Here is a 23,339-nt window from a genome sequence, read left to right as displayed (position 1 = left end):
CGTCAACCGGAAAGCGTAGGAGGCGGGATCGCGTTCGGGCAGTGCGATCACGAAAGCGGTGCATGAAGACCCGGGGCGGGGGCGATCGGTCCCGGCGCGTCCCCGGAGCGGGCCGTCGGTCCCAGCTCGGCCGCCGCCGTACGCCACTGCGTGGGTGACATGCCGTACGTCTCGCGGAAGGCCCGGCTGAAGTGGGCGGGGCTGGTGAAGCCCCAGCGGGCGGCCACCGCGGCGATCGGCCGGTGGGCGGCGCCGGGCCGGGCGAGTTCCTCGTGGGCCGCCGCCAGCCGGCGCGTACGCACCCAGGCGCCCACGGTGGTGCCGTGGCGCTGGAAGAGGCGGTGCAGGTAGCGCAGCGAGATGGCGTGCCGGTCGGCGATGTCCTGCGGGGTGAGTCCGGGGTCGCCCAGCCGGGCCTGGGCCTGGAGGGACGCCGTGATCCGCTCCCACAGGGCCGGCTCGGGCGGCCGCGCGGACTGTTCCAGGGCCACGGTGGCCAGGATCTCCACGACCGTACGGGCGAGTTGTTCACGTCCGTACGCGGTGGCCCGGACGACCTCGTCGACGAGTCCGTCGAGCAGCGGCAGCAGCAGGCCCGCCGCGCCCGCGCCCGCGTCGTCGACCACGGTGGCGGTGAGGGCGTGCAGCTGCCGTTCCTCCAGCCGGAGCAGGGCCCGCGGCACCATGAGGATCCGGGCCCGCTGCCGCTCGGGAAGCAGGATCCGGTACGGGCGACGGGCGTCGTGGAAGGCCAGGCTGCCGGGGTGGAGTTCGGCGGTGCGGCCGTCCTGGAGCAGCAGGGCGGTGCCCTCCAGTTGCCGGCGCACCAGGATGTGGGTGCGGGGGTCGGCGGTCACCGAGCGGGCGCCGCGCAGGATCGTTCCGGGGCCGAACTCCTCGGTGGCGATCTGGAGGGCGCCGAGGCGTTCGGCGGTCAGTTCGCCGGTCCACGGGCGGACGGGCTCCACGGTGACCTCGACGTCCACGAAGGTCCGCGAGAGGGCGCGCTGCCAGGAGACGACGCGGTCGCCGGGGGCCAGGTCCCGGGTGGAGCAGGTCACGGCCGTCAGCACGGTGCCTCTCCCGTCCGTACCCGGTCCAGCCAGTCCGTCGGCGACTGCCCGTAGGAGCTGCGGAAGGCCTTGCCGAACGCGGCGGGGCCGGCGAACCCCCAGCGCCGGGCGACCTGGCCCAGGCTGACGGAACCCGGCGGCTGCGCGGCGAGTTCCCGGCGGCATTCCCGCAGGCGCTGGTCGCGGATCCACCGGCACACGGTGCTGCTCTCGGCCGCGAACAGCCGGTGCAGACAGCGGACCGAGATGCCGTGGGCCGCGGCGACCACGGACGGGGTCAGGCCGGGGTCCGACAGGTGCCAGCGGATGTACGTCCGGATGCGCCGCAGCAGGACACCGTCGGCACCCGGCAGTTCGGCGGGGTCCTCCCCGAGCTGGTCCGCCGCCGTGGCCGCGACCATGTCGATGACGCTCTCGGCCAGCCGCTCGGCGGTCGGTGAGGCATACGAGTCGGAGGTGTCCGCCAGCCGCTCCAGCAACCGTGCGAGCAGGGCGGGGAGGCCGCCGCCCGGGCGCACGGCCCGCCCGGTGAGCCGGCGCAGGCCGGCCTCCGGAAGTTCCAGTCGCCGGCGCGGGATCGCGAAGATCTTCAGCCGGAAGTGTTCCGGGAAGGTGGTGCGGAACGGCCGTACGGTCTCGAAGAACCCGATGTCGCCGGTCCGCAGTTCGGCGGTGCGGCCGTCCTGTTCGATCTGGGCCCGGCCGGTGCTCTGGACGGCCACGAAGACCTGCCTGCCGTCGCCGCGGGCGATGAAGCGCGGTGCCCGGTGGACCCGGCCCGGGTCGGCCTCCACCGTGATGATCTGCAGGTCCCCGAGGCGGTCGGTGCGCAGGGTCGCGTCGTAGGTGCGCCCTTCGGTGGCGATGTCCATCCCCACCAGGGTGTCGAGCACGGCGTCGTGCCAGTAGTCCAGGCTCTCGCTCGGCGGCACCGAGCGCGTGGTCAGCACCCTGGTCCGCTCGCCCGCCGGACTCGCGTACCGCGGGATCCGCTCGGTCTCGCCGTCCCGGCCGCGGACGGTGGGGTCCTCGCCCGTCGTGAACTGCTGCGGCTGGACCGTCATTCACGTACTCCCACGGCGGTTCGCGTTCTCCCTGACCAGGATCATCATCGCGGAGACCGGGGCGGGCCGCTTCTGTCACATGACCAGTCACCCGTTTCCGGACCCGCGGGCCGCCGCTGGCACTATGGCCAGGTCAACGGCTCGACGACGAAGGAACGCTGCATGCACGCCGGCACCGGCACCCACCAACCCTCCGATCCGGGCATCCTGGGCCGGGACGCCGAGCTGGCCCGCCTCGACCGGCTCCTCGCAGCGGTGGACGGCAGCGGGCCGCAGGTGCTGGTGCTGACCGGGGAGCCCGGAGCGGGCAAGAGCACCCTCGTCGACCGGGCGGCCGAACGGGGCCGGTCCCGGGGCCTGAGGATCCTGCGGGTGCGCGGCAGCGAGGGCGAGACGGGCCTCGGTCTGTCGGGCGTGCATCAGCTGCTGCACCCGCTGCTGCCCGGAGACACTCTGCCCACCGGGCAGCGGGAGGCCCTGGAGCGCGCCTTCGGGGCCGGGGCGGCGCGGTACGAACTGGGACTCGATCAGCTGTCCCTGTGTGTCAGCGTGCTCGGGCTGATCACCGAGGCCGCCGCTCACGGGCCCCTGCTTCTGCTGGTGGACGACGTCCAGTGGCTGGACCTCGGCTCGGTGGACGTGCTGGCCTTCCTCGCCCGGCGGCTGGAGAGCAAGCCGGTGGTGCTGCTGCTGGCCGCCCGTGAGGAGAGCGTGCCGGCCCGCTTCGACCGGGACTTTCCGCAGGTGACCGTGGGCCCGCTGAGCCGTACCGCGGCCGGGCAGCTCCTGGACGCCCAGCCGGATCCGCCCCGGGGCAAGGCCCGGGCCGAGATACTCCAGCAGGCGGCCGGCAATCCGCTCGCCCTGATCGAGCTGCCGCGGGCCCTGGCCAGGGGCCGGACCGGGAGCGCCGGGGGCGCGGGCGGAATCGGAGGCGTAGGGGGAATCGGGGGCGCGGGGGGTGCCGGAGGTGCTGCCCTGCCGCTCACCGCGCGCCTGGAGAACCTGTTCGCCGCCGACCTGCCCGCCCTGCCCGCGCCCACCCGGGAGGCCCTGCTCCTGGTGGCCGCGGCCGGCGCGGCCCGGCTGACCGAGCTCATGCGCGCCGCCCCGGCGCTGGACGTCCTGCGGGCGCTGGACCCTGCCGAGCGCGCGGGGCTGGTCCGGGTGGAGAACGGCCAGGTGCTGCCGCGCCACCCGCTGGTCCGCTCGGCGGTCTACCACGCGGCCTCTTTCCATGAGCGGCGCCAGGCGCATCTCGCCCTGGCCGTCGCGCTGGCCGACGAACCGGATCGCCGGGCCTGGCAGCTGGCCGCCGCGGCGACCGGCGAGGACGCGGAGGTCGCCGACGCACTCGCCGAGAGCGCCGAACGCGCCCGTGGCCGGGGCGGTTACGCGGCGGCCGCGACCGCGCTGGAACGTGCCGCCGAGCTGACCCCGGCACCGGAGCCGCGCGCCCGGCGCCTGCTGGCCGCCGCGCATTCGGCCATGTTCGCCGGTCACCCGCAGTGGGTCGGCGAGATGAGCGGCCGGGTCGGCGAGATCACCGGGGATCCCCGGCTGCGCGCCGAGGCCTCGCTGCTGGGCGGCTGGGCACTCGGGGTCACGCTCCGCCACGAGGACGCGCTGACCCTGCTGCTGGGAGTGGCCGAGACCAGCGCCACATCGGCGCCGGACCTGGCCCTCGGTGCCCTGGGCACCGCCGCGACGTCCGTCTACAACTCCGGGGCGCCCTACCACCGCGCCGAACTCCGCCGGATCAGCGGTCTGATCGACGGGGACGGCGATCCGGCCGGCCGTGCCTGGGCCCGGGCGGTCGTCGATCCCCATCGCGAACGGACGCTTCTCATCCCGCTCTTGGAAGACGGACTGGCCGCCCTGGCAGAGGAGGAGTCCCTCGGGAACCTCACGGCGCTGGGCGGTACGACCTGGATCCTGGACGAGACCGAGCGGGCCGTACGCATCCTCGGCCGGACCATGGACGTCCTGCGGCGGGCCGGCAGCGCGGGCACCAACGCGACCGTGACGCAGGCGCTCGCCCTCGCCCTGTTCGAGAACGGCTCGTGGACGGCGGCCGAGGAGGCGGCGGACGAGGCGTTCTGGATGGCGACGGAGGCGGGAGCCGACAACGTGACCGTGGGCGCCCGCGTCCTGCGGGCCACGCTGCGCGCGCTGAGGGGCGACCACTCGGCGGCACGGACGCAGGCGGCGGAGGCCGTACGGGGCGTGGACCTGCGCAGGTCCCTGAGCCTTCAGGTGCGGCACCGGCACGCCCTGGGCATGGCCGCGTTCGTCGCCGGTGACCACGCCGACGCCTACGAACAGCTGCGGGCGACCTTCACCCGGGACTTCCGGCCCGCCCCCGTCCACTACCACGCCTCCCCCTACTACCTGGGCGACCTGGCCGCCGCGGCGGTCCGCGCCGGGCGGGCGGACGACGCGCGCACCGTGGTCGACTCCGTGGTACCGGAACTGAGGCCCGATCCCTCCCCGCGCCTGGCCGCCGTACTCCACCGGGCCACCGCGCTGCTGACCGGCACCGACGACGCCGAGCAGCACTTCCGTGCCGCCCTCGACGACCCCGCCACCGACTGCTGGCCGTTCGAAAGGGCCCTCGCCCACCTCGACTTCGGCGAGTGGCTGCGCCGACGCCGCCGCAGCGCCGAGGCCCGCCCGCACCTCAACGCGGCACTGGAGTGCTTCCAGCGGCTCGACGCCCGCCCCTGGACCGAGCGTACGGCGGCGGAGCTGCGGGCGGCGGGGGCGGCGACGGCCACCGCCCCCGCCGGTGAACTCACCCCTCAGGAACGCCAGATCGCCGAGCTGGCCGCCCAGGGCCTGACCAACCGCGACATCGCGGCCCGCCTCTACCTCTCCCCCCGTACGGTCGGCTACCACCTGCACAAGGTCTTCCCCAAGCTCGGCATCACGGCCAGGGCCCAGCTCCGGGACGCCCTCACCCAGGACGGGCAGGAAGGGCGCGGCGGACGGGAGTGACCGGGGCCCGGGGCCGTACCACCGTCCCGGACAGGTACGCGGGCGCGGCCCACGCCACATCGTCGACCGCGAGCCACGGCGCGGCCGACACCGCCGTGGGTGTCGCCCCGGCGAAGGCCCTGACGTCCCGGTGGAGATGGGACTGGTCGGCGTAACCGGTCTCGGCCGCGATCCGTGCGGCGCTGTGCCCCGCGGCGAGCCGGTGGGCCGCGTGGTCGAAACGGACCAGTTGCGCGGCGCGTTTGGGGGTGATGCCGAGCTGGGCCCGGAACCGGGACCACAGCCGCTTGCGGCTCCAGCCGACCTCGTCCGCCAGCGGCTCGACCCGGACCCCGCCGAGACACGTCACCATCTGCCCCCAGACGAAGGCGACTTCGGGATCGACGGCGCGGCCGGCGGCGTACCGTCGGGCGAGCACGGCCTCGGCGAGTGCGAACCGCTCCTCCCATGACGCGGCCGAGCGCAGCCGTTCCTGGATGCGCTCGGCGTCGCGGCCCCAGAGGCCGTCGAGGGAGACCACCGCCCCGCCCGACTCGGCCGCGGCGGCACCCAGCACCGCGTGTGCGACCGGCGGCGACAGCCGGAGTTGGAGGCACTCGACGGCCTGGCCGCAGCCGCGGACGCCGGTGGCACCGAAGCCGACGACGACGCTGTCGTCGTACCGCCGACCGCCGTGGTCGTCGACGGCGAGCGAGCGATCGCCGAGGTCGACGGCGACCGTGACGGCCGGGTACGGGACCACGCCCAGCTCCACGAAGTCCGGTGTACGCGCCCGGAATCCGGCCATGCTCACCCCTGGCAGCAGACCGGGCCGCGCCGGGGTGGCGATGTCCCACACCGCGGCGAAGTCATGGAGCGACCGGGCGGAGCGCACAGCGCCAGGCTACGGGACATTCGTCCAATACGGGCGGGCGTTGACCCGCCGAGACTGGGACTTCCCCGATCTCCCCGCTCTCCCGATCTCCCGATCAGAGAGGCCCCATGTGATGCACTCGCCGATGGACCCGTACACGCCGGCCGTCGAACTCGCCGCGGCCGTCCGGCGGAAGGAGGTCAGCCCGGTCGAAGTCGCGGACTGCTTCCTCGGGCGGATGGACGAACTCGACCCCGGCCTCAACGCCTTCTGCCACCGCGCCGACGACGACGTCCGCAAGGCCGCGAGGGCGGCGGCCGACGCGGTGGTACGGGCCGTGTCGCCCGACGACCTGCCGCCGTTCCTCGGCGTCCCACTCCCGGTCAAGGACCTTCTGGACGTGGCCGGTTGGCCCACCACGTACGGTTCCGCGGGTGCCGGCAAGGCACCGGCGACGGACTCGGATCCGGTCGTACGACGGTTCGTGGACGCGGGGTTCGTGCCGCTCGGCAAGACCACCACCTCCGAGTTCGGCGCCGTGCCCTTCACCGAGAACGAGTTCCTGGGCATCTCGCGCAACCCGTGGGCCCCGGACCGTACGCCGGGCGGGTCGTCGAGCGGGGCGGGGGTGGCCGTCGCCGCCGGGATGGCGCCCCTCGCCCACGCCGAGGACGGCGGCGGATCGATCCGCATCCCCGCGTCCTGTACCGGTCTGGTCGGCCTCAAGCCCACCCGTGGCCTGGTCGCCGGCGGGATCGTTCTGGTGGAGGGGCTGGCCGCCGCCGGCGTGGTGACCCGTACGGTGGCGGACACCGCGGCCGTTCTCGACGTGCTGGTGCGGCACGACCCGGGCGCCTGGTGGTCACCACCGACCCCGCGCGCATCCTTCGCGGCGGCGATGGGGGCGGACGCACCGAAGGGGCTGCGGGTCGGCGTGCTCACCGATCCCCCGGTCGACGGGATCACGGTGGACCCGGCGTGCCGGGCGGCCGTCGACGCCACGCTCCGGACCCTCGAATCGGCCGGTCACCACATCGTCGACACGCCTCTCCCGCTCCCGCCGGCCGACGAGTTGGTCACGGCGTTCACGGCGATCTGGAACATCGCCGCCGCCGGGGTCGAGCTGGCGGATCCCGACCGCGTCGAGCCCCACAACCGCGCCCTGCGCGCGGCGGCGCAGGCCACCGACTCGTGGACCTACGCGGAGAGCGTGCTGCAGACGCAGCGGCTGTCGCGCCGTATCGTCGAGGGCTTCCTCACCGGTTTCGACCTCCTGGTCACGCCGACGATGGCATGCCTCCCGCCCCGCGTCGGCGCCTGGCGGGCGGGCACGGACGCCAATCCACTGGCGGCGCTGCTGAACAGCTATCCGATGGGGGTCTTCACGTCGGTGTTCAACGTGACCGGTCAACCGGCGATCTCGCTCCCCGTCCACCACGACGAGGCCACGGGCCTGCCCGTCGGCGTCCAGCTCGTCGCGGCACCATTGCGCGAGGACCTGCTGCTCCAGGTCTCCCGCACCCTGGAGCTCGCGCACGGCTGGGCCGACCGCCGCCCACCGGTCGGCTGAGCCCGGCGGCGGACATCGGGCGAAGTCGGGCCGTGCCGGACGTCAGGCGGTGTCGGCGGAGAGGGTCTTCATGGTGACGTAGCTGGTCACCGTGGCGACGCCGGGCAGGCCGGCCAGGCGGTTGGCGTGGAAGTCCTCGTACGCGGGCAGATCGGCGACCTCGACCTGGAGGAGGTAGTCGTAGTTGCCGGTGACGTGGTGGGTGTGGACAACCTCGGACAGCTGGGTGACGGCACGCTCGAACGCGGCGACGTCCGCGCGGGTGTGCCGTACCAGCCGGACCCCGGCGAACACCCGCAGGCTGCGGCCGACCGCGGCGGGATCGATCAGGGCCCGGTAGCCGCGGATCACCCCGGTCTCCTCCAGCCGGTGCACGCGCCGCAGGCAGGGTGACGGCGAGAGGCCGACCCGGGCGGCGAGTTCGGCATTGCTGATCCGGCCGTGCTTCTCCAGCACGGCCAGAATCGACCGGTCCACTTCATCCATGGAGGCAGATTATTGCTCGATCGTCGCGTCTAACACCATCATATGGCTCAGCCCGGCGCAACTTGCTGCCAAAGTTGCCGTGCCGCGCCTGTTTCGGCATTCCCTTCGGTCACGCTGGATGACGTCACATCCGACGGTCCATGGGAAGGGCAGCCATGTCGGGCACCAGCACAGTCGCCGTTCACGCCGATCGCGGTATCCGTACCGACCGCTCCGTGGCGCCGCCCATCTACCAGACGGCGGCGTTCTCGGCGGCGGACGCGGAGACGTTCGCGCAGGCCGCGGTCGAGCCGCGGGGCCAGGACTTCTACCTGCGCTTCGGCAACCCGAACCACGCCCAGGTCGCGGCCGTCGCCGCGGAGCTGGAGCGCACCGAGGCGGCCATGGTCACCGCGTCCGGGATGGCCGCGATCACCACCGCCGTACTGGCCCTGGTGTCCGCCGGCGACCACGTCATCGGACAGCGGTCCACGTACGGCGGCACGGCGTCGGTGCTGCTGAACCTGCTGCCCCGGCTGGGCGTGTCGACCACGCTGGTGGACCAGACCGACCCGACGGCGTTCGAGAAGGCGCTGACCCCGCAGACCCGGCTGATCCTGCTGGAGACGCCGAGCAATCCGCTGCTGCAGGTCACCGATCTGCGGGCGGTCGCGAAGCCGGCCCGGGCGCACGGCGTGCCGACCGTGGCCGACAACACCTTCGCCACACCGCTGAACCAGCGGCCGACGGACTTCGGCGTCGACCTGGTCTGGCACAGCGCGACCAAGTACCTCAACGGCCACACCGACATATCCGCCGGCGTGCTGGCCGGGCCCGCGGGGTTCGCCACCGTCGACCCCGCCCGCTCGTGCGGACTCGACGCCCGCACCGGCAGCCTCACGCCCGGCAAGGACGCCGACGTGATCCTGCTGCGCACCGACGACATCACCGTGTTCCCGGTCACCGACCCGGTCGGCACGATCGTCTCCCACGGCCATCCCGGTCTGGTCGACACGGTGCTCGTCGCCGGCCGCGTGGTCAAGCGCGACGGCGTCCTGGTGGACGTGGACCTGCGGGCACTGCGGACCCGGCTGACGGAGTCGCGCGACCGGGTCGCGGCGGCCGCGGGCGTCCCCCTCGACGGCACGTGGCGCCCGCGGCCGTAGCCACGCCGACACCGGACCAGCCGACACCGGACCGAGAGGGACGACCGTGCCCGGACCGGGAGGGACAACCGGGCCGCGGTCTCCCGGAAACACGCGACGGTGCCCCGGACCGTGCTGGTCCGCGGCACCGTCACCCTGTGACTCAGGGCAGCAGCGGGGTGATGAACCGGGCCGCGTCGGTGACGCCTTCGACGGCGTCCTGGACGGGGTCCTCGTTCTCGATGCTGACCACGTCGTCGTAGCCGATCTCGGCCAGCGCGTCGATGAAGGGCGCCCAGAACTCGGTGCCGTGACCGTGTCCGACCGTGCGGAAGGTCCAGGCCCGCTCGTCGGGCGTGCTGTAGGGGCGGTTGTCGAGGACGCCTGCCAGGGCCAGCTGGTCGGCGCGGTACTCGACGTCCTTGAGGTGGACGTGGTGGACGGCGGGGCCCAGCGCGCGGACGATCGCGGCCGGGTCCATGCGCTGCCAGAACATGTGGCTGGGGTCGACGTTGGCGCCGATGATCGGACCGACCGCCTCACGCAGCCGCAGCAGCGTGGGCACGTTGTAGACCATGTGCAGCGGGTGCAGTTCGAGGGCGATCTGCTCGATGCCGTGGTCGGCGGCGAAGGGCGCGAACTTCTGCCAGAAGGCGATGGTCTCGTCCCACTGGCGGTGCAGGAGTTCAATGTTCTCCGGCGGCCACGGGTAGAAGATCCAGTTGGTGAGCTGGGCGTCCGGGGACTCGCCCGGGTTGCCGGTCATCGTCACGATCTTCTTGACGCCGAGCTGCTCTGCGAGCCGTACGGCCGCCTCCATGATCTCGACGTGCCGGGCGCCCTTTTGGGGGTGCATGGGCCAGGCCGAGCAGTTCATCGCGCCCATGCGCAGGCCCCGGGAGGAGAGCGCGTCGGCGAACCTCCCGCGCTCCGCGGCGTCGTCGGCGAGGGTGAAGACATCCATGTGCGGGGCGCTGGACTGGCCGCCGGCCGCTATCTCGACGGCGGTGCCGCCGAGGCTGACGGTGAGGTCGAGGGCTTCTTCCAGGGTGAGGTCGGGCACCGAGTCGGTGTAGAGGCACAGTTCCATGGGTCAGCTCCCGTCGGAGAAGGAAGTGGGGTCGGCTGTCAGTCCGAAGAGGCCGCGGGTGCGGACGCCGGAGGTGGCGGGGACGTCGAGTTCGGCGAGCCCGATGACGCCGTGGCGGTGCACGGGGCCGTCGGTGGGCAGCGGGAGGTCGACGCTCCGGCCGAGGGCCGCGGAGGTGTACGCGGCGACGGTCGCCTCCAGCGTGCGCAGGGCGGCCCGGCCGGGGGCGGCGGGGGCCCGCCCGTCGGTGACGGCGTCGGCGAGGTCGGCGATGGTGGCCCGCAGCGCGCCCGCGATCAGGGAGGCGAGTTCCTGGCCGGTGGGGAGGTCGAGGGTCTCGGTGCCGGCTTCGGTGGTCAGGGTCAGGGCCTCGAAGGGGGCCCAGGGGATGGTGCCCTCGTCGCGGTAGCGCAGGACCATGCGTCCCTTGCTGCCGTTGATCCGGATGCCCCCGGGGCCGAATCCCCAGCCGATGTTGACCAGCGCGGCACGGCGGGCGCTTTCGAGGCGGCACAGGGCGAGGCCCTCGACGGCGTCACCGGGCGTGGCCGCGTCGACGTAGGCCGACACCCGCTCGACGGGTTCGGCGAGGAGGTGTTCGGCGAGGTAGACGCCGTGCAGCATGTCCATCAGCACACCACCGCCGGCCGCGGCGGGGTCGTGGCGCCACTGGGGGCGGTAGCCGGCGGCGCCCGGTGAGTCGACGACCCCGAGCATGTCGACGGTCACGGTGCGGACCTCGCCGATCGCCCCGTCGTCGATCAGCGTCCGGGCGGCGACGATCTCCGGGAAGAACAGGTAGTTGTGTACGACGCCGAGCACCACGCCGGCCGTGTCCGTGGCCTCGACCATGGCGGCGGCGTCGGCGGGGGTGGCGGCCAGCGGCTTCTCGCACAGGATGTGCTTGCCCGCGGCCGCCGCGGCGACCACGAGGTCCCGGTGCAGGTGCTGCGGGGTGCACACGTCCACGACGTCGACGTCCTCGCGGGCGATGAGCGCGAGCGCGTCGCCGTGGACCTGGTCGGGGCTCAGGCCCGCGGTCGTACGGCCGAGTTCGAGCCGTTCGGGGGTGGGGTCGGCGAGGGCGGTGACGGTGAAGCGTTCCGGCTCCGCCTGGTAGGCGGGGACGTGGAAGTTCAGCGCGACGTTCCCGCATCCGACGATGCCGACGCGCAGGGGTGTGGTCATGGGAGGGCCTCCTCAGGGATCCTCGAGGGCCGATGGGCAGCGGAGCCCACCGACGGCTGGGACGGGGCCGCGGCGCCGGGACGGGCCTGCCGCCGGCTCGGACGCCTGCCGCCGGCCGGCTCGGACGGGTCCACGACAGACTCGGACGGGGCCGCGGAAGGCTCGCGCGGGCCTGCCGCCGACTCGGACGGGCCCACGGCAGACTCGGGGGCCCACGGCAGGCTCGGGCCTACGGCAGGCTCGGGCGGGCGGCGGCGACGGAGGGCGGTGGTTCGACCGGCCGGCCGAGGGCCGCGGCCCGGCGGACCGCGTCCACCACGGCGGCCTGGTCGATGGCGTCGGCGCGTCCGAAGACCGGCGTCGTGCCGTGGGCGATGGCGTGCGAGGCGGCCTCGAACTCGATCCGGTAGGCATCGGTGTTGTCCGGGTCGCCGGCGAAGGTCAGCCCGAACGCCCCGTCCGGGTCGACCGGCAGCCGGCGGGTCTCGCCCGCACGCTCCAGCTCGATGTACCCGCTCCGGCACAGCCACGGGTCCGGGACGGTGATCCTGCCCTCGGTGCCGATGACCTCCAGTTCGTCGCGCCGGGGGAAGTCCAGCGCGACGTCGAACTGGGCCAGTACGTCGTCCGGCAGCTCCAGCGTCGCGGCCAGCCGCAGGTCCGCGCCCTCCGCCCCCTCGGCCCGGTCCAGGACGCGTGCGGCTTGCACGCGCAGCGGGTGCCCGGCCAGCAGCCGGATCGCGCTGACGCAGTAGCAGCCGAGGTCCAGCGAGGCGCCGCCGCCGAGAGCGGTCGTACGCCGGATGTCGCCCGGCGGGACGTCGACCGTCAACGCGGCCCGGACATGGGCCAGCCGGCCGATCGCACCGTCCGCGACGAGCTTGCGGACCAGCAGGGTCTGCGGATGGTGCCGGTACATCAGCCCCTCCGCGCACAGCCGTCCGGCGGCCTCGGCCGCGTCGAAGCAGCGCGCGGCGTCGGCGGCGTCGAGGGCGAACGGCTTCTCGCACAGCACGTGCTTGCCGGCTTCGAGGGCCTTGACCGTCCACTCGGTGTGCATCGAGACGGGCAGCGGGACGTACACCGCGTCGATGTCGTCGCAGGCGAGCAGTTCGTCGTACGAGCCGAAGCTCACCGCCGCCCCGATGTCGTCGGCGTAGCGGCGGGCCCGTTCGGCGTCCCGGCCGCCGACGGCGACCAGGTCCGCGTGCGGCGAGAACGCCAGGGCCGCAGCCACCGCCCGGCCGATCCCGGCGGTCGACAGCATCCCCCAGCGGACCGCGGTCACCGCTGGCCTCCGATCTTCACCACGTGTCCGCCGCGCAGGCTCTCCTCGGCCGCGTCGGCCAGCGCCAGAGCGGCGCGGCCGTCGTCGAAGCCGGGCTCGGGGGCCACCCCGTTGCTGATCGCCTCGATGAAGTGGTCGAGTTCGGCGCGGTAGGCGGGCGTGTAGCGGTCGAGGAAGAAGTCCAGGTACGTCGAGGCGGCTTCGGTGCCCTGCGCACCATAGGAGCGCACGCCGTCGGGGCGCAGGTTGTCCACGGAGAGCATGCCGAGCGAGCCGAAGGCCTCCAGCCGCTGGTCGTAACCGAAGGTGCAGCGGCGGCTGTTGGTGATATGGGCGAGGGTGCCGTCCGCGCCGCGCAGGGTCACCACCGCGCCGTCGATGTCGCCGAGTTCGGCGATGTAGTCGGCGACCAGGTTGCTGCCCATCGCCGAGACCTCGACAACCTCGCCGAGGAAGAAGCGCGCCATGTCGAAGTCGTGGATGGTCATGTCCCGGAACAGACCGCCGGACGTCGCCAGGTAGTCCACCGGGGACGGGGCCGGGTCCCGGCTGACGATGATCAGCTGCTCCAGCCGGCCGACCTCACCGGCCGCGACCCGCTCGCGCACCGCCCGGAAGGAGGGGTCGAAGCGGCGGTTGAAGCCGACCATGACCCGGGAGGCCGCGTCTCCGATACGGGCCAGGCACACGTCGACCTGGGCGATGTCGAGATCGATCGGCTTCTCGCACATCACCGCCTTGCCCGCCTCGACCGCGCGGGCCAGCAGGTCGACATGGGTGGGGGTCGAGGAGGCGATGACCACCGCGTCCACCGACGGATCGGCGAGCACCGCGTCCACATCGGAGCCGGGTGTGGCGCCGAACCGCTCGGCGACCTCACGTGCGGCGGTCTCGACGGCATCGCAGACCCGGACGAGTTCGGCCTTCGGGTGCAGCGCGACGGACTCGGCGTGGACCCGTCCGATGCGCCCGCATCCGATGAGGGCGATCCGCATGAGCACTCCCCTTTCTCTTCCTTCTCTTCCTGGACCGTCTTCTTGGATCGTCTTATTAGATCGATCTAAGTAGCATCTAGCTGGAATGATGTGGTGTTCACAGCCAGCCGTCAACCTTTGGTTTGGATCGATCTATACTGCTACCGAGACGGTGCAGCCGGCAGCCCTGCCGCAGTCGAGGCCCCGGAGGTCACATGTCCACCCCAAAGGCGTCCCGCCCCTCGGGTCCGAAGGGCCCGAAGGAGTCCATGGGCTCGAAGGACTCGACGGGGGACGGTCCGGAGGCGGGCTCGGGGAAGCGGCCGACCCTGCTGGACGTGGCGCGCCGCGCGGGCGTGTCACGGGCCACGGCCTCGCTGGTCATCCGGGACGCACCCGGCCCGAGCGCGGAGTCCCGCGAGCGTGTACGGCAGGCCGCCGCCGAGCTCGACTACCGCCCCGACCAGGCCGCCCAGCTGCTCCGGCGCCGCAACAGCCGGCTGTTCGGCGTGATGTTCAGCGCCCAGGAACCCTTCCACGCCGATCTCATCGAGAACATCTACGCGGCCACCGAGGAGGCCGGCTACGACGTGGTGCTCAGCGCGGTGGTCCCGAGCCGTGGTGAGCGCCGTGCGGTCGAGTCACTGATCACCTCACGCTGCGAGGCGATGATCCTGATCGGTGCGCGCGAGGCGTGCACGGCCGACTTCGGCCCCCAGGTCCCGGTGGTGGAGATCGGCCGCTCCCGGAACGAGACGGCGTTCGACGCGGTGCACACCGCCGACGAGGAGGGCGCCCGGATCGCCGTGGACCACCTCGTCTCCCTGGGGCACAGCGACATCGTCCATGTCGACGGCGGTGAACGGCCCGGTGCCGCCGAGCGGCGGGCCGGCTATCTGGACGCGATGCGCCGCCATGGACTCGGGGGCCGGGCCCGGGTGGTGCCCGGCGACTACACCGAGCTGTCCGGCTCCGAGGCGGCCCGCACCCTGCTGGCCGCCGGCATCCTGCCGACCGCCGTCATGGCGGGCAACGACCAGTGCGCCATCGGGCTCCTCATAGAGCTCCGCCAAGCCGGGGTCGACGTCCCCGGCCGGGTCTCGATCGTCGGCTACGACGACATCCGCTCCGCGCGGCTGGCGCACATCGACCTCACCACCGTCCGCCAGGACGCCCGGCAGATGGCGAAGCTCGCCGTCCAGGCCGCCGTGGAACGGCTCGACAGCGGCGCGGGCACGAACGGCGAGGCCCGGGAGTTCAGCCTGGCACCCCAGCTGGTGGTCCGTGGATCGACCGGGCCGGTGCGCTGACGGAGGCGGCCGGGCACGGTCGACGCTTCACGCGATGAACTTCACCTCCGGAAAGGCCGGGCTCGGGCCGTCGAGCAGGCGCCCCGGGCGGTGCCGCAGGTGCAGGTCGAAGAAGGCGAGCGGGTACGCCTGCTGGATCCGCACCGCCCGACCGGGATCGAGGGTGCCGATCCAGCCCCGCAGGTCCGCGTCGCTCATCCCGACGGCCTGCGCCAGCTGCGGGACCAGGAACTGGACGTCGCAGTACGACGAGTGCACCGCGCCCTCCGCCTGGACATTGAGCCGCCAGCCCCGCAGGTGCGACCAGAACTCGGCGACGCTCGGCTGCGCGGCCCGGGTGAACTCGGCGGTCATCATCATGAACGGCCGGTCCAGGTCGGTGGTGATCAGCGGCTGCATCGGCCCGTCGAAGCTCAGCCCGGCCCTCACCCGCCGGTCCTCGCTCATCACGAACGTCGTCGCCGTCGCGCCCTTCGACCAGCCGTACATGCCGATGCGGTCCAGGTCGAGGGCGCCGGGCAGGCCGGCCGGCAACGGCCGCTGCTCGACATCGGGATTGCGCCCGGCCGCGAGGTCCTCGACGCGGTCGAGCACGAACCGGATGTCCGTGGCGTAGTCCGGTGGTCTCAGGGCGGGGCGGTCGAGCGGGACCGTGAGCCGGCCGTCGGGGAACTCGCTGAACGCGTCGTACGTGTGGTCCACCGTCACCACCGCATACCCGTGGCTGGCAAGCTCTTGCACCACGATGGTGGTGTCCGACCGGTGATCGTGCGCACCGTGCGAGAAGACGACGACGGGCAGCCGTCCGCCGGTCCGCCCCACCGGGGCACCCCCGTGGCCGGCCGTGAGCGGCGCCACCGCGACGTCGGCCGGGAATCCCCCTGCTGTCGCGAGGAGCGCTCGGGTCACGGCGGGGGACGTCCAGCGGGCCTGCGGATACCGCTCGACGCACCGGGCGGGGTACCAGACGGAGGCCATCAACTCGCGGTAATGCCCGGGGCCGGCCACGGGATCGGGACGTGAAGTGTCGACGAGATGCAGCGCCACCGTGCCCACCGGGTACGGCCCGGTGGGCACCGGCAGGGTGAGCCGCACCGGACCCGGGGCGGCGGCCGGAGCGGCCCACGCGGGACGGGCGAGGCCGGCCGGCACGGCGACCCCGGCTGCCAGCGCGGCCCCGAGTGAGCGACGGCGCGTCATCGGCTCCTGGCTCATGAACGGTGTGCTTGTCACGGACCCTCCTCGGCCTTCTTGGGCTTCTTGAACAGAACCTGGCCACACCCGGTGTCGTACCGTCGGCGCGTCAGCCGTTGCGGGCGCTTTCGGGGCCGGTGATGCGTCTGAGCAGGGGCAGGGTGGAGGCGATGATCGCGAGCGCGGCGGCCAGTCCACCCGCGACGAGCGCGTAGTACGCCGGGTCGGGCGAGACCAGGTCGTAGTGCATCTGCGAGGTCAGGAACAGCGCCGACGCGGCGAAGCCGGTGCCGATCGCGATCGCGGAGACGGCCAGCAGGGGCAGCGCGCTCTCCAGGCCGACCACGCGTTGCAGCAGCCCCAGCGGCGCGCCGGTGAGCCGCAGGATCGCGAACGGGCGCCTGCGGTCGGACAGCCCCGCGACGACGCTCACCGCCAGGCTGCAACCGGCGATCGGCAGCGTGGTCAGCAGCACCACATTCGCCAGTTGCCGCCAACTGGCCAGCTCGTGCTGGAGGTGGGTGTCGTAGTCGCCCACCGCGCGGGCCTGGTGGTGCGGGTAGGTGGTGGAGAGCAGCGTCCGCACGCGCTCCATCGACGCCGTCGAACCGTCGGTGGCCACGTAGACCAGTTGCACGGGCAGCTTGGCGACGGCTGCGGTGCTGATCGCGGCGGCGGGCCACGGCAAGTTCGGGTGCGACTGCAGGCTGACGAACGCGTAGAAGTCGACGGCCGTGACGCTCGCGCCGGCCGGGCAGCGGCCCACCATGGGAGTCTGCGCCAGGTCGGAGCAGGTCACCAGTGCCGGCTCATCCAGGGGCGGATCGCCCGGGTGGACTCTCCGATGCGCCACCTTGCCGATGCCGTCGGGGTTGGTGTGGACGACGGCCGCGCCTCGCACGCCCGGGATCGCCCGCACCTCGGCGAGCAGTCGCGCCGGGACGCCCCCGGCCAGCGGAGCCTCGCCGAAGGCACCGTCCTCGATCACCGTCCGGGTCTGCCGGTCACCGTCGAGCGTGCCGCGGTAGTGGTTGATGGTGCCGATGATGCTGACCGTCGCGGTGGTCACGAACAGGGCGAGGACGAGGCCGCTGACCGCGCGGAAGCCGGCCTTCGGGTCGTCGGCGAGCCGGCGGACCGCGATCAGGGCGGCCGGGCGGCGGGTGCGCCGGGCCACCGTCCGGGCGGCGGTCATGGTCAGCCACGGCCCGGCGATCACCAGGCCCAGCATCACGATCAGGAAGCCGGGGAGGTAGGCGGCCGCCTGGCCGTTCCCGGTCACCGGGCGGCGGCCGATGAAGTACGCCAGCTCGGCCAGGCCCGCCAGCAGCGGGATCAGCCGCCAGGCGCGCGGCGGGCGCGGGGTCACCCGGCGGGTCACACCGAGCGGGGAGACGGTGACCCGGCGCAGTGCCAGCCGCGCCGCGATCGCCGCCGCCACAGGCACACCGAGACCGACGGCGAGGGCTTGCGGCGCGCCGAGCGTCAGGTCCGAGAGGAAGAACCGTTGCCCGGTGAACGAGACGGTGGCCACCAGGGGGCGCAGTGCCGCGTAGAGCCCGAAGCCGGCCACCGTCCCGGCGGCCGCCGCCAGCGTGGACTCGACCGCCGCGATCACCGCCACCTGCCAGGGAGTGGCACCGGCCAGCCGCATGGCCGCGTAGCGCTGCTCCCGGGTGGCGGCGGACAGCCGGGTGGCGGTGCCGATGAAGATCAGTACCGGGAAGATCAGCGCACCGCCCACCACGGAGAGGATGAGCGTCCTGGCGTCCCCGTGCATGACCTCGGCGTAGCAGGAGTTGTCACAGGCGGGCGGCAGGGCGGTGGCGATGGTGGTGACTGCGCGCGCCTGGGGCTCGCTCTTGACCTGGGCCGGGGTACGGCCGATGACGGCGATCAGCGAGTCCGAGGAGGGCAGGGCGGCGTCACCGATCGTGCCGGCGAGCCGGCCGGGGAAGCGGTCGCCCAGCTGGTCGGCCGGGGTGTCGCGGATCAGGCGGGCCAGCGCGGGAGAGGCGTAGTACTCGCCGGGGGCCGGCAGGTGCGCGAGGCCGGGCGGGACGGGCGAGTCGGGGCCGGTCGCGGCGACGTCGACCTCGGTGAGCGACGAGCCGTCGTAGTAGTCGCCGTGCGGCCGCCACCACAGGGGGGCCACCGACGCCTGCTCCGTGCGGCTCGCGGCGCCGGTGTCGAGCCATAACTGCCGCTGGCTCGACCGTTCGACGGCGTTCATGCTGGCGAAGGCCGACAGCAGCAGCGCGACCCCGACGGCCACCGCGGCGGCGATCATGACCAGTCGGGCGACCGCCTCCCGGCCGCCGCTGACCGCCAGGCGGAGGGCGAAGGCGATCACGAGGCCATCCGTCCGGTCGTGAGCAGGCTGGCCCTGCCGTCCCGGACCATGGCCTTCTGGTCGGCGTACGCGGCGACCCGGGGCTCGTGGGTCACCAGGACGACGGCGGTGCCCTCCTCGTGGGCCGCGTCCACCATCAGCTCCATCACCTGCTCGCCGGCCAGCGAGTCCAGCGCCCCGGTCGGCTCGTCGGCGAACAGCACCTTGGGCCGGGCCACCAGGCCGCGGGCCAGCGCCACTCGCTGCGCCTGACCGCCCGACAACTCCCCGGAGCGGCGCCCCTCCAGGCCGTCCAGGCCCAGCCGGGCGAACCAGGGCCGGGCCTCGGCGAGCGCGGCCGCCCGGCGCTTACCGGAGAACAGCAGCGGCAGGGCGACGTTCTCCTCGGCGGTCAGCTCGGGGACGAGCTGACCGAACTGGAAGACGAACCCGAAGACGTCGCGGCGCAGCGCGCTGCGGTCCGCCTCGTTCATGGTGTCGATACGACGTCCGTCGAAGTGCACCTCGCCCGAGTCGGGGGTGAGGATGCCGGCCAGGCAGTGCAGCAGGGTGGACTTGCCCGAGCCGCTCGGGCCCATCACGGCGAACACCTCGCCGGCCTCGACAGCCAGGTCGGCGCCGCGCAGGGCGGGGGTCTCGCCGAAGGACAGGGTGAGATCGCGGGCCTCGATGAGGGCGGTCATGCGCGCACCTCCTCGGCGAGCGCGTCCATCCGGGCCGCGGTCTGCTCGATCCAGTGCAGGTCGGCCTCCAGATGGAACAGACCGTGGTCGGCGAGCAGGGCGTCGACGAGCGTGCCGGTACGGCGCAGCTGGGTCAGTTCGTGCATCCGCTGCAGATGGGCGGCCCGCTGGGTGTCGAGGTACTGCTGGGCGTCCCGGCCGAGCATCAGGGCCAGGACCACCTTGGTGAACAGCACGGTCTGCAGATTGGGTTCGGGGGCCACCGGTTCGGTGAGCCAGGTCTCGAACTCCGTCGCCCCCGCCTCGGTGATCACATAGCGCTTGCGCTCGGGGCCGTCCCCGGGCTCGGCCTCGCCGGCCACCACCTTCCCGTCCCGCGCCAGCCGGCCGAGGGTCGTATAGACCTGCCCGTACGGCAGCGGCTTGCCTCGGTTGAAGAAGGTGTCGTAGTCGCGCTTGAGGTCGTAGCCGTGGCTCGGCTCACGCTCCAACAGCCCCAACAGGGTGAGAGGAACACTCATGAGGTGACCGTACACCGCGGATATACACTGAGTATATATCTGCAGGGGATACATGCGTTCAGGCCCAGAGGTCGTGCAGCGCGTCGCGTACATCGCGCGATAAGCGGGTGCAGACATCGAGGACGCCGCCGGGCCGCCCTCCGCCCTGCCCGTCGGACACCACCGTCGGCCCCCGCCCCTCGGACCTCGCCCCCCCGGTCACCGGTCACCGGTCACCGGCCAAGTCCACGTCGCGCTCCGCGAAAAGGTTTCGTAACCGACCGTTTTCCCCTCCTTGTCCGGGGTGTGACGGACGTGTCAGTGTCCCGGTCCAGCAGGCAGACCGTCCGCGATGAAAGTGCCGAAAGCTTTTCGTGCGAGCTGCTCATCTGCCTGGCGCAGGGACAAGGCGTGTGCCGAGAGAAGAGAGACAGAGCATGCACGGATACCGGGTACTCGGTCGTGCGGGAGACCGCGCACACCCGAGAACGCGACGCGCGGTCATGGCCGCCGTCACCGCGACTGCGGCCATGAGCCTGCTCGCCGCGTGCGGGACCTCGGGGCCGGCCGGTTCGTCCGGGGGTTCGTCGTCGAAGGGTCTGACGATGTGGGCGCTCAACGACCAGACGATCCTCAAGGACTCGGTGGACGCCTACAACAAGGACCACCCGGACGCGAAGATCACGCTGCGGCTGTTCGCGAACGACGACTACAAGCAGAAGCTGCGGGTGGCCTTCGGCGCGGACCAGGCCCCGGACATCTTCTTCAGCTGGGGCGGCGGCGCGCTGGACGACTACGTCAAGGCGGGCAAGGTCGACACCCTCACCGACGGCCAGGTGGACCTGCTGCGGTTCACGCCGAGCGTCCTGAAGAGCGCCACCTTCGACGGCCAGGTCTACGGCGTGCCCGCCAACGGCCTCGCCCCGGTGGTCCTCTACTACAACAAGAAGGTCTTCAAGAAGGCTGGCATCGAGGCCCCGACGTCGTACGACGACCTGCTCACGGACGTGAAGAAGCTCAAGGGCTCCGGGGTCACCCCGATATCCCTGGCGGCGAACTCCAAGTGGCCGACGCTGATGTACATGGAGTACCTGCTGGACCGCGAGGGCGGCTCGGACGTGTTCGACCGGATCGCCTCGGGGAACGCGGCCGGCTGGAAGGACGCCTCGGTCACCGCGGCCAACACGCGCCTCCAAGAGCTCGCCAAGGCCGGCGCCTTCGGCGACAACGCCTCCTCCGTCAGCTACGACCAGGGCGCCTCCACGGCCCTGCTCTACACCGGCAAGGCCGGCATGGAGCTGATGGGCACCTGGGAGTACGCCAACATCGTCAAGGCCGCCCCCGACTTCGCGAAGAACGACCTCGGCTATGTCGCCTTCCCGTCCCTGTCCGGCGGCAAGGGCGACGCGAAGGACATCGCCGGCAATCCGTCGAACTTCCTGTCGCTGAACTCGAAGAGCAAGAACAAGTCCGCGGCGCTCACCTACTTCAAGAACTACGTCCTGAACGACTCCCAGATCGACGCCTACCTGGCGGCCGGCAGTGTGCCCCCGGTCAACAAGCTGGACTCCAAGCTGGCGGCGGTGAAGTCGGCCGACGACAAGAAGTGGCTGACCTTCGTCTACGACCTGGTGCAGAACTCGCCGAACTTCCAGCTCTCCTGGGACCAGGCGCTGCCCTCCGACCAGGCCGACCCGCTGCTGACCAACGTGGACAAGTCGTTCCTGCGGCAGATCACGCCGGAGCAGTTCGGCACGAACATGAGCAAGGCGGCGCAGTAGTGACCACCGTGGTTCGTACCCCGAGGCCGGTCGCGTCCCACAGGGCGCGCCCGGCCACGGGCCGCTCCGGGCGCCGCCGCTACAGCGGTCTGCTGATGGCCGCGCCCGCACTGCTCCTGTTCGGTCTGTTCGGTCTGGTCCCGCTGGTCGGTGTGCTGCTGCTGAGCCTGTCCCGCTGGGACGGCCTCGGCTCGATCGGCTGGTCCGGGTTCGCCAACTGGACCGGCGTCCTGACCGACGGCGCCACCTGGCAGGCGCTGTGGCTCACCGTCAAGGTGATGGTGGTCAGCTGGCTGGTCCAGACGCCGGTGGCGCTGGCGCTCGGCCTCTTCCAGGCCCCCCGGGGCCGGCTGCGCGCGCTCTTCGCCGTGCTGTGGTTCCTGCCGCTGCTGCTGTCCGCGGTGGCGATCGGTCTGACCTGGCAGGCCCTGCTCGATCCGTCGTTCGGCATCGGCGCCGCCCCCGGGCTGCACTGGCTGGCCAAGCCCCTGCTCGGCTCCCCCGACCTGGCGCTCTACACGGTGATCTTCGTGATCGCCTGGCAGTTCGTGCCGTTCCACGCGCTGCTCTACCAGGCCGGCGTGCGCCAGATCCCGGTGTCGTTGTACGAGGCCGCCGCCATCGACGGCGCAGGCCCCGTCACCCGTCTCCTGCGGATCACCCTGCCGCAGCTCAAGTACACCTTCGTCACGTCGAGCACGCTCATGCTGGTGGGCTCGCTGACCTACTTCGACCTGATCTACGTCCTGTCCGGCGGCACCGGCGGTCCCGGTACCGCGACCCGCGTGCTGCCGCTGGCCATGTACATCACCGGCTTCCAGACCCACGACATGGGCCGGGCCAGCGCGCTGGCCACGATTCTGGTGGTCTTCGGCCTCGCGCTGTCGCTGCTGACCACCCGCCTGTCCGGCTTCACCCGGATGGACAGCCAGCAGGAGGGCATGTGAGCACCGTCGTCGCGACCCTGCGCCGTACCGCGTCCGGCGGCGCCACCCTGGTGTGGACCGCGCTGGTCGTCGTACCCCTGTACTGGGTGATCGTCACCAGCCTCCGCAGCCGGAGCGACTTCACCGCGGGCAACCCCCTGGCGCTCCCCGGCCACCCGACCCTGGACAACTACAAGACCGTCCTCGACGGCGACTTCACGACCTACCTGCTCAACAGCGTGATCGTCACCGCCGCCACGGTCGCGATCGTCATGGTCGTCGCCCTGATGGCCGCGTTCTCGATCGTCCGCCACACCAACCCCTGGTCCCGGCTGACCTTCCGCCTCTACCTCCTGGGTCTGGCCATCCCCCTCCAGGCGGTGATCATCCCGGTCTACCTGCTGATCATCCGCATGCAGATGTACGACAGCCTGCTCGCGATCGTGCTGCCCTCGGCGGCGTTCGCACTGCCGGTCACCGTGATGATCCTGGTCAGCTTCCTGCGTGACATCCCGCGCTCGCTGTTCGAGGCGATGGTCGTGGACGGCGCCGGCGACTGGCGGATGCTGTTCTCGCTCGCCGCGCCGATGGCCCGGCCCGCGCTGGTGACGGTCGCCGTCTACGACGGCCTCCAGGTCTGGAACGGCTTCCTCTTCCCCCTGATCCTCACCCAGAGCGGCGACAAGGCCGTACTGCCGCTCGCCCTCACCCTCTACAAGGGCGAGTTCGGCATCAACGTGCCCGCCACCATGGCCGCGGTGGTCCTCTCCACCCTTCCCATGCTGGTGGTCTTCGTCCTCGCCAGACGGCAGTTGGTCGCCGGACTGACCGCCGGATTCTCCAAGTAACGCATACCGCCAGGGAGTCGGCCGGTGCCGTGACGCG

Annotated in this window: 19 protein-coding genes; 7 read left to right on the top strand and 12 right to left on the bottom strand. The window is 72.6% G+C overall.

Features of this window, described 5'->3' with window-relative positions:
- Positions 1-47 precede the first annotated feature (47 nt).
- Positions 48-1,073 (bottom strand): helix-turn-helix domain-containing protein, encoded by a 1,026-nt coding sequence (locus tag ACIRR9_RS15115; protein WP_403751329.1) that lies wholly within the window; start codon positions 1,071-1,073, stop codon positions 48-50.
- Positions 1,067-2,137: a helix-turn-helix domain-containing protein gene (locus ACIRR9_RS15110; RefSeq protein ID WP_403751327.1), complete on the bottom strand. Its 1,071-nt coding sequence runs from the start codon at positions 2,135-2,137 to the stop codon at positions 1,067-1,069. The genes ACIRR9_RS15115 and ACIRR9_RS15110 overlap by 7 nt, the downstream gene beginning before the upstream one ends.
- A gap of 162 nt (positions 2,138-2,299) precedes the next feature.
- On the opposite strand from ACIRR9_RS15110, the gene ACIRR9_RS15105 reads away from it, so the two are divergent.
- Positions 2,300-5,134: an AAA family ATPase gene (locus ACIRR9_RS15105; RefSeq protein WP_403751325.1), complete on the top strand. Its 2,835-nt coding sequence runs from the start codon at positions 2,300-2,302 to the stop codon at positions 5,132-5,134.
- On the opposite strand, the gene ACIRR9_RS15100 is transcribed toward ACIRR9_RS15105, so the two are convergent.
- Entirely contained in the window at positions 5,094-6,008 is a 915-nt protein-coding gene (locus ACIRR9_RS15100; protein ID WP_403751323.1) for a helix-turn-helix domain-containing protein, read from the bottom strand. The genes ACIRR9_RS15105 and ACIRR9_RS15100 overlap by 41 nt on opposite strands.
- Positions 6,009-6,132: 124 nt before the next feature.
- Here ACIRR9_RS15100 and ACIRR9_RS15095 point away from each other — a divergent pair, with 124 nt between their 5' ends.
- Positions 6,133-7,557, top strand: coding sequence for an amidase (locus tag ACIRR9_RS15095; protein WP_403751321.1), 1,425 nt, complete (start codon positions 6,133-6,135; stop codon positions 7,555-7,557).
- 42 nt (positions 7,558-7,599) lie between these two features.
- On the opposite strand, the gene ACIRR9_RS15090 is transcribed toward ACIRR9_RS15095, so the two are convergent.
- Positions 7,600-8,043: an Lrp/AsnC family transcriptional regulator gene (locus ACIRR9_RS15090; protein ID WP_365349328.1), complete on the bottom strand. Its 444-nt coding sequence runs from the start codon at positions 8,041-8,043 to the stop codon at positions 7,600-7,602.
- Positions 8,044-8,198: 155 nt separating this feature from the next.
- Here ACIRR9_RS15090 and ACIRR9_RS15085 point away from each other — a divergent pair, with 155 nt between their 5' ends.
- Positions 8,199-9,188 (top strand): aminotransferase class I/II-fold pyridoxal phosphate-dependent enzyme, encoded by a 990-nt coding sequence (locus tag ACIRR9_RS15085; RefSeq protein WP_403751319.1) that lies wholly within the window; start codon positions 8,199-8,201, stop codon positions 9,186-9,188.
- 142 nt (positions 9,189-9,330) lie between these two features.
- Here ACIRR9_RS15085 and ACIRR9_RS15080 read toward each other — a convergent pair whose 3' ends face one another.
- From ACIRR9_RS15080 to iolG, 4 genes are all read right to left on the bottom strand, one after another.
- Positions 9,331-10,257 carry a sugar phosphate isomerase/epimerase family protein gene (locus tag ACIRR9_RS15080; RefSeq protein ID WP_403751317.1) on the bottom strand — a complete coding sequence of 309 codons (927 nt, stop codon included), beginning with the start codon at positions 10,255-10,257 and terminating at the stop codon, positions 9,331-9,333.
- A gap of 3 nt (positions 10,258-10,260) precedes the next feature.
- Positions 10,261-11,445: a Gfo/Idh/MocA family protein gene (locus ACIRR9_RS15075; protein WP_403751315.1), complete on the bottom strand. Its 1,185-nt coding sequence runs from the start codon at positions 11,443-11,445 to the stop codon at positions 10,261-10,263.
- A gap of 229 nt (positions 11,446-11,674) precedes the next feature.
- Entirely contained in the window at positions 11,675-12,733 is a 1,059-nt protein-coding gene (locus ACIRR9_RS15070; RefSeq protein WP_403751313.1) for a Gfo/Idh/MocA family protein, read from the bottom strand.
- Entirely contained in the window at positions 12,730-13,728 is a 999-nt protein-coding gene (iolG, locus tag ACIRR9_RS15065; protein WP_403751311.1) for an inositol 2-dehydrogenase, read from the bottom strand. The genes ACIRR9_RS15070 and iolG overlap by 4 nt, the downstream gene beginning before the upstream one ends.
- Positions 13,729-13,922: 194 nt before the next feature.
- Here iolG and ACIRR9_RS15060 point away from each other — a divergent pair, with 194 nt between their 5' ends.
- Entirely contained in the window at positions 13,923-15,017 is a 1,095-nt protein-coding gene (locus ACIRR9_RS15060) for a LacI family DNA-binding transcriptional regulator (protein WP_403751309.1), read from the top strand.
- 27 nt (positions 15,018-15,044) lie between these two features.
- Here the strand turns inward: ACIRR9_RS15060 and ACIRR9_RS15055 are convergent, their stop codons facing one another.
- The 4 genes from ACIRR9_RS15055 to ACIRR9_RS15040 all read right to left on the bottom strand — a co-directional run bounded on the left by ACIRR9_RS15055 (position 15,045) and on the right by ACIRR9_RS15040 (position 19,768).
- On the bottom strand, positions 15,045-16,250 hold the full coding sequence (locus ACIRR9_RS15055; protein ID WP_403751307.1) for an alpha/beta hydrolase family protein: 1,206 nt from the start codon (positions 16,248-16,250) through the stop codon (positions 15,045-15,047).
- A 70-nt stretch (positions 16,251-16,320) separates the two neighbouring features.
- Positions 16,321-18,564, bottom strand: a complete 2,244-nt coding sequence (locus ACIRR9_RS15050; protein WP_403751305.1) for an FtsX-like permease family protein — start codon at positions 18,562-18,564, stop codon at positions 16,321-16,323.
- The gene (locus ACIRR9_RS15045; RefSeq protein ID WP_403751303.1) at positions 18,561-19,247 is read right to left on the bottom strand and encodes an ABC transporter ATP-binding protein; all 687 of its coding nucleotides are present in this window, start codon (positions 19,245-19,247) and stop codon (positions 18,561-18,563) included. The genes ACIRR9_RS15050 and ACIRR9_RS15045 overlap by 4 nt, the downstream gene beginning before the upstream one ends.
- Positions 19,244-19,768: a PadR family transcriptional regulator gene (locus ACIRR9_RS15040; RefSeq protein ID WP_365349348.1), complete on the bottom strand. Its 525-nt coding sequence runs from the start codon at positions 19,766-19,768 to the stop codon at positions 19,244-19,246. The genes ACIRR9_RS15045 and ACIRR9_RS15040 overlap by 4 nt, the downstream gene beginning before the upstream one ends.
- A gap of 509 nt (positions 19,769-20,277) precedes the next feature.
- Between ACIRR9_RS15040 and ACIRR9_RS15035 the strand changes: the two genes are divergently transcribed.
- The 3 genes from ACIRR9_RS15035 (at position 20,278) to ACIRR9_RS15025 (ending at position 23,302) form a co-directional block, all read left to right on the top strand.
- Entirely contained in the window at positions 20,278-21,528 is a 1,251-nt protein-coding gene (locus tag ACIRR9_RS15035) for an extracellular solute-binding protein (protein ID WP_403751300.1), read from the top strand.
- 95 nt (positions 21,529-21,623) lie between these two features.
- The gene (locus ACIRR9_RS15030) at positions 21,624-22,475 is read left to right on the top strand and encodes a carbohydrate ABC transporter permease (RefSeq protein WP_403751707.1); all 852 of its coding nucleotides are present in this window, start codon (positions 21,624-21,626) and stop codon (positions 22,473-22,475) included.
- Complete coding sequence (locus ACIRR9_RS15025) at positions 22,472-23,302, top strand: carbohydrate ABC transporter permease (RefSeq protein ID WP_403751298.1); 831 nt, start codon at positions 22,472-22,474, stop codon at positions 23,300-23,302. Before ACIRR9_RS15030 ends, ACIRR9_RS15025 begins: the two co-directional genes overlap by 4 nt.
- Positions 23,303-23,339 lie beyond the last annotated feature (37 nt).

Source organism: Streptomyces sp. NPDC101234, from assembly GCF_044767525.1.
Lineage (GTDB): Bacteria > Actinomycetota > Actinomycetes > Streptomycetales > Streptomycetaceae > Streptomyces > Streptomyces sasae.
Note: the sequence above shows the minus strand (reverse complement) of the source record. Positions and strands in the feature narration are given on the sequence as shown.

Excerpts from the sequence above, each read along its gene's own strand:
- ACIRR9_RS15110 (WP_403751327.1), bottom strand. The coding sequence starts at position 2,137 with ATGACGGTCCAGCCGCAGCAGTTCACGACGGGCGAGGACCCCACCGTC.
- ACIRR9_RS15105 (WP_403751325.1), top strand. The coding sequence starts at position 2,300 with ATGCACGCCGGCACCGGCACCCACCAACCCTCCGATCCGGGCATCCTG.
- ACIRR9_RS15095 (WP_403751321.1), top strand. The coding sequence starts at position 6,133 with ATGGACCCGTACACGCCGGCCGTCGAACTCGCCGCGGCCGTCCGGCGG.
- ACIRR9_RS15090 (WP_365349328.1), bottom strand. The coding sequence starts at position 8,043 with ATGGATGAAGTGGACCGGTCGATTCTGGCCGTGCTGGAGAAGCACGGC.
- ACIRR9_RS15085 (WP_403751319.1), top strand. The coding sequence starts at position 8,199 with ATGTCGGGCACCAGCACAGTCGCCGTTCACGCCGATCGCGGTATCCGT.
- ACIRR9_RS15080 (WP_403751317.1), bottom strand. The coding sequence starts at position 10,257 with ATGGAACTGTGCCTCTACACCGACTCGGTGCCCGACCTCACCCTGGAA.
- ACIRR9_RS15075 (WP_403751315.1), bottom strand. The coding sequence starts at position 11,445 with ATGACCACACCCCTGCGCGTCGGCATCGTCGGATGCGGGAACGTCGCG.
- iolG (WP_403751311.1), bottom strand. The coding sequence starts at position 13,728 with ATGCGGATCGCCCTCATCGGATGCGGGCGCATCGGACGGGTCCACGCC.
- ACIRR9_RS15060 (WP_403751309.1), top strand. The coding sequence starts at position 13,923 with ATGTCCACCCCAAAGGCGTCCCGCCCCTCGGGTCCGAAGGGCCCGAAG.
- ACIRR9_RS15045 (WP_403751303.1), bottom strand. The coding sequence starts at position 19,247 with ATGACCGCCCTCATCGAGGCCCGCGATCTCACCCTGTCCTTCGGCGAG.
- ACIRR9_RS15040 (WP_365349348.1), bottom strand. The coding sequence starts at position 19,768 with ATGAGTGTTCCTCTCACCCTGTTGGGGCTGTTGGAGCGTGAGCCGAGC.
- ACIRR9_RS15035 (WP_403751300.1), top strand. The coding sequence starts at position 20,278 with ATGAGCCTGCTCGCCGCGTGCGGGACCTCGGGGCCGGCCGGTTCGTCC.
- ACIRR9_RS15030 (WP_403751707.1), top strand. The coding sequence starts at position 21,624 with ATGGCCGCGCCCGCACTGCTCCTGTTCGGTCTGTTCGGTCTGGTCCCG.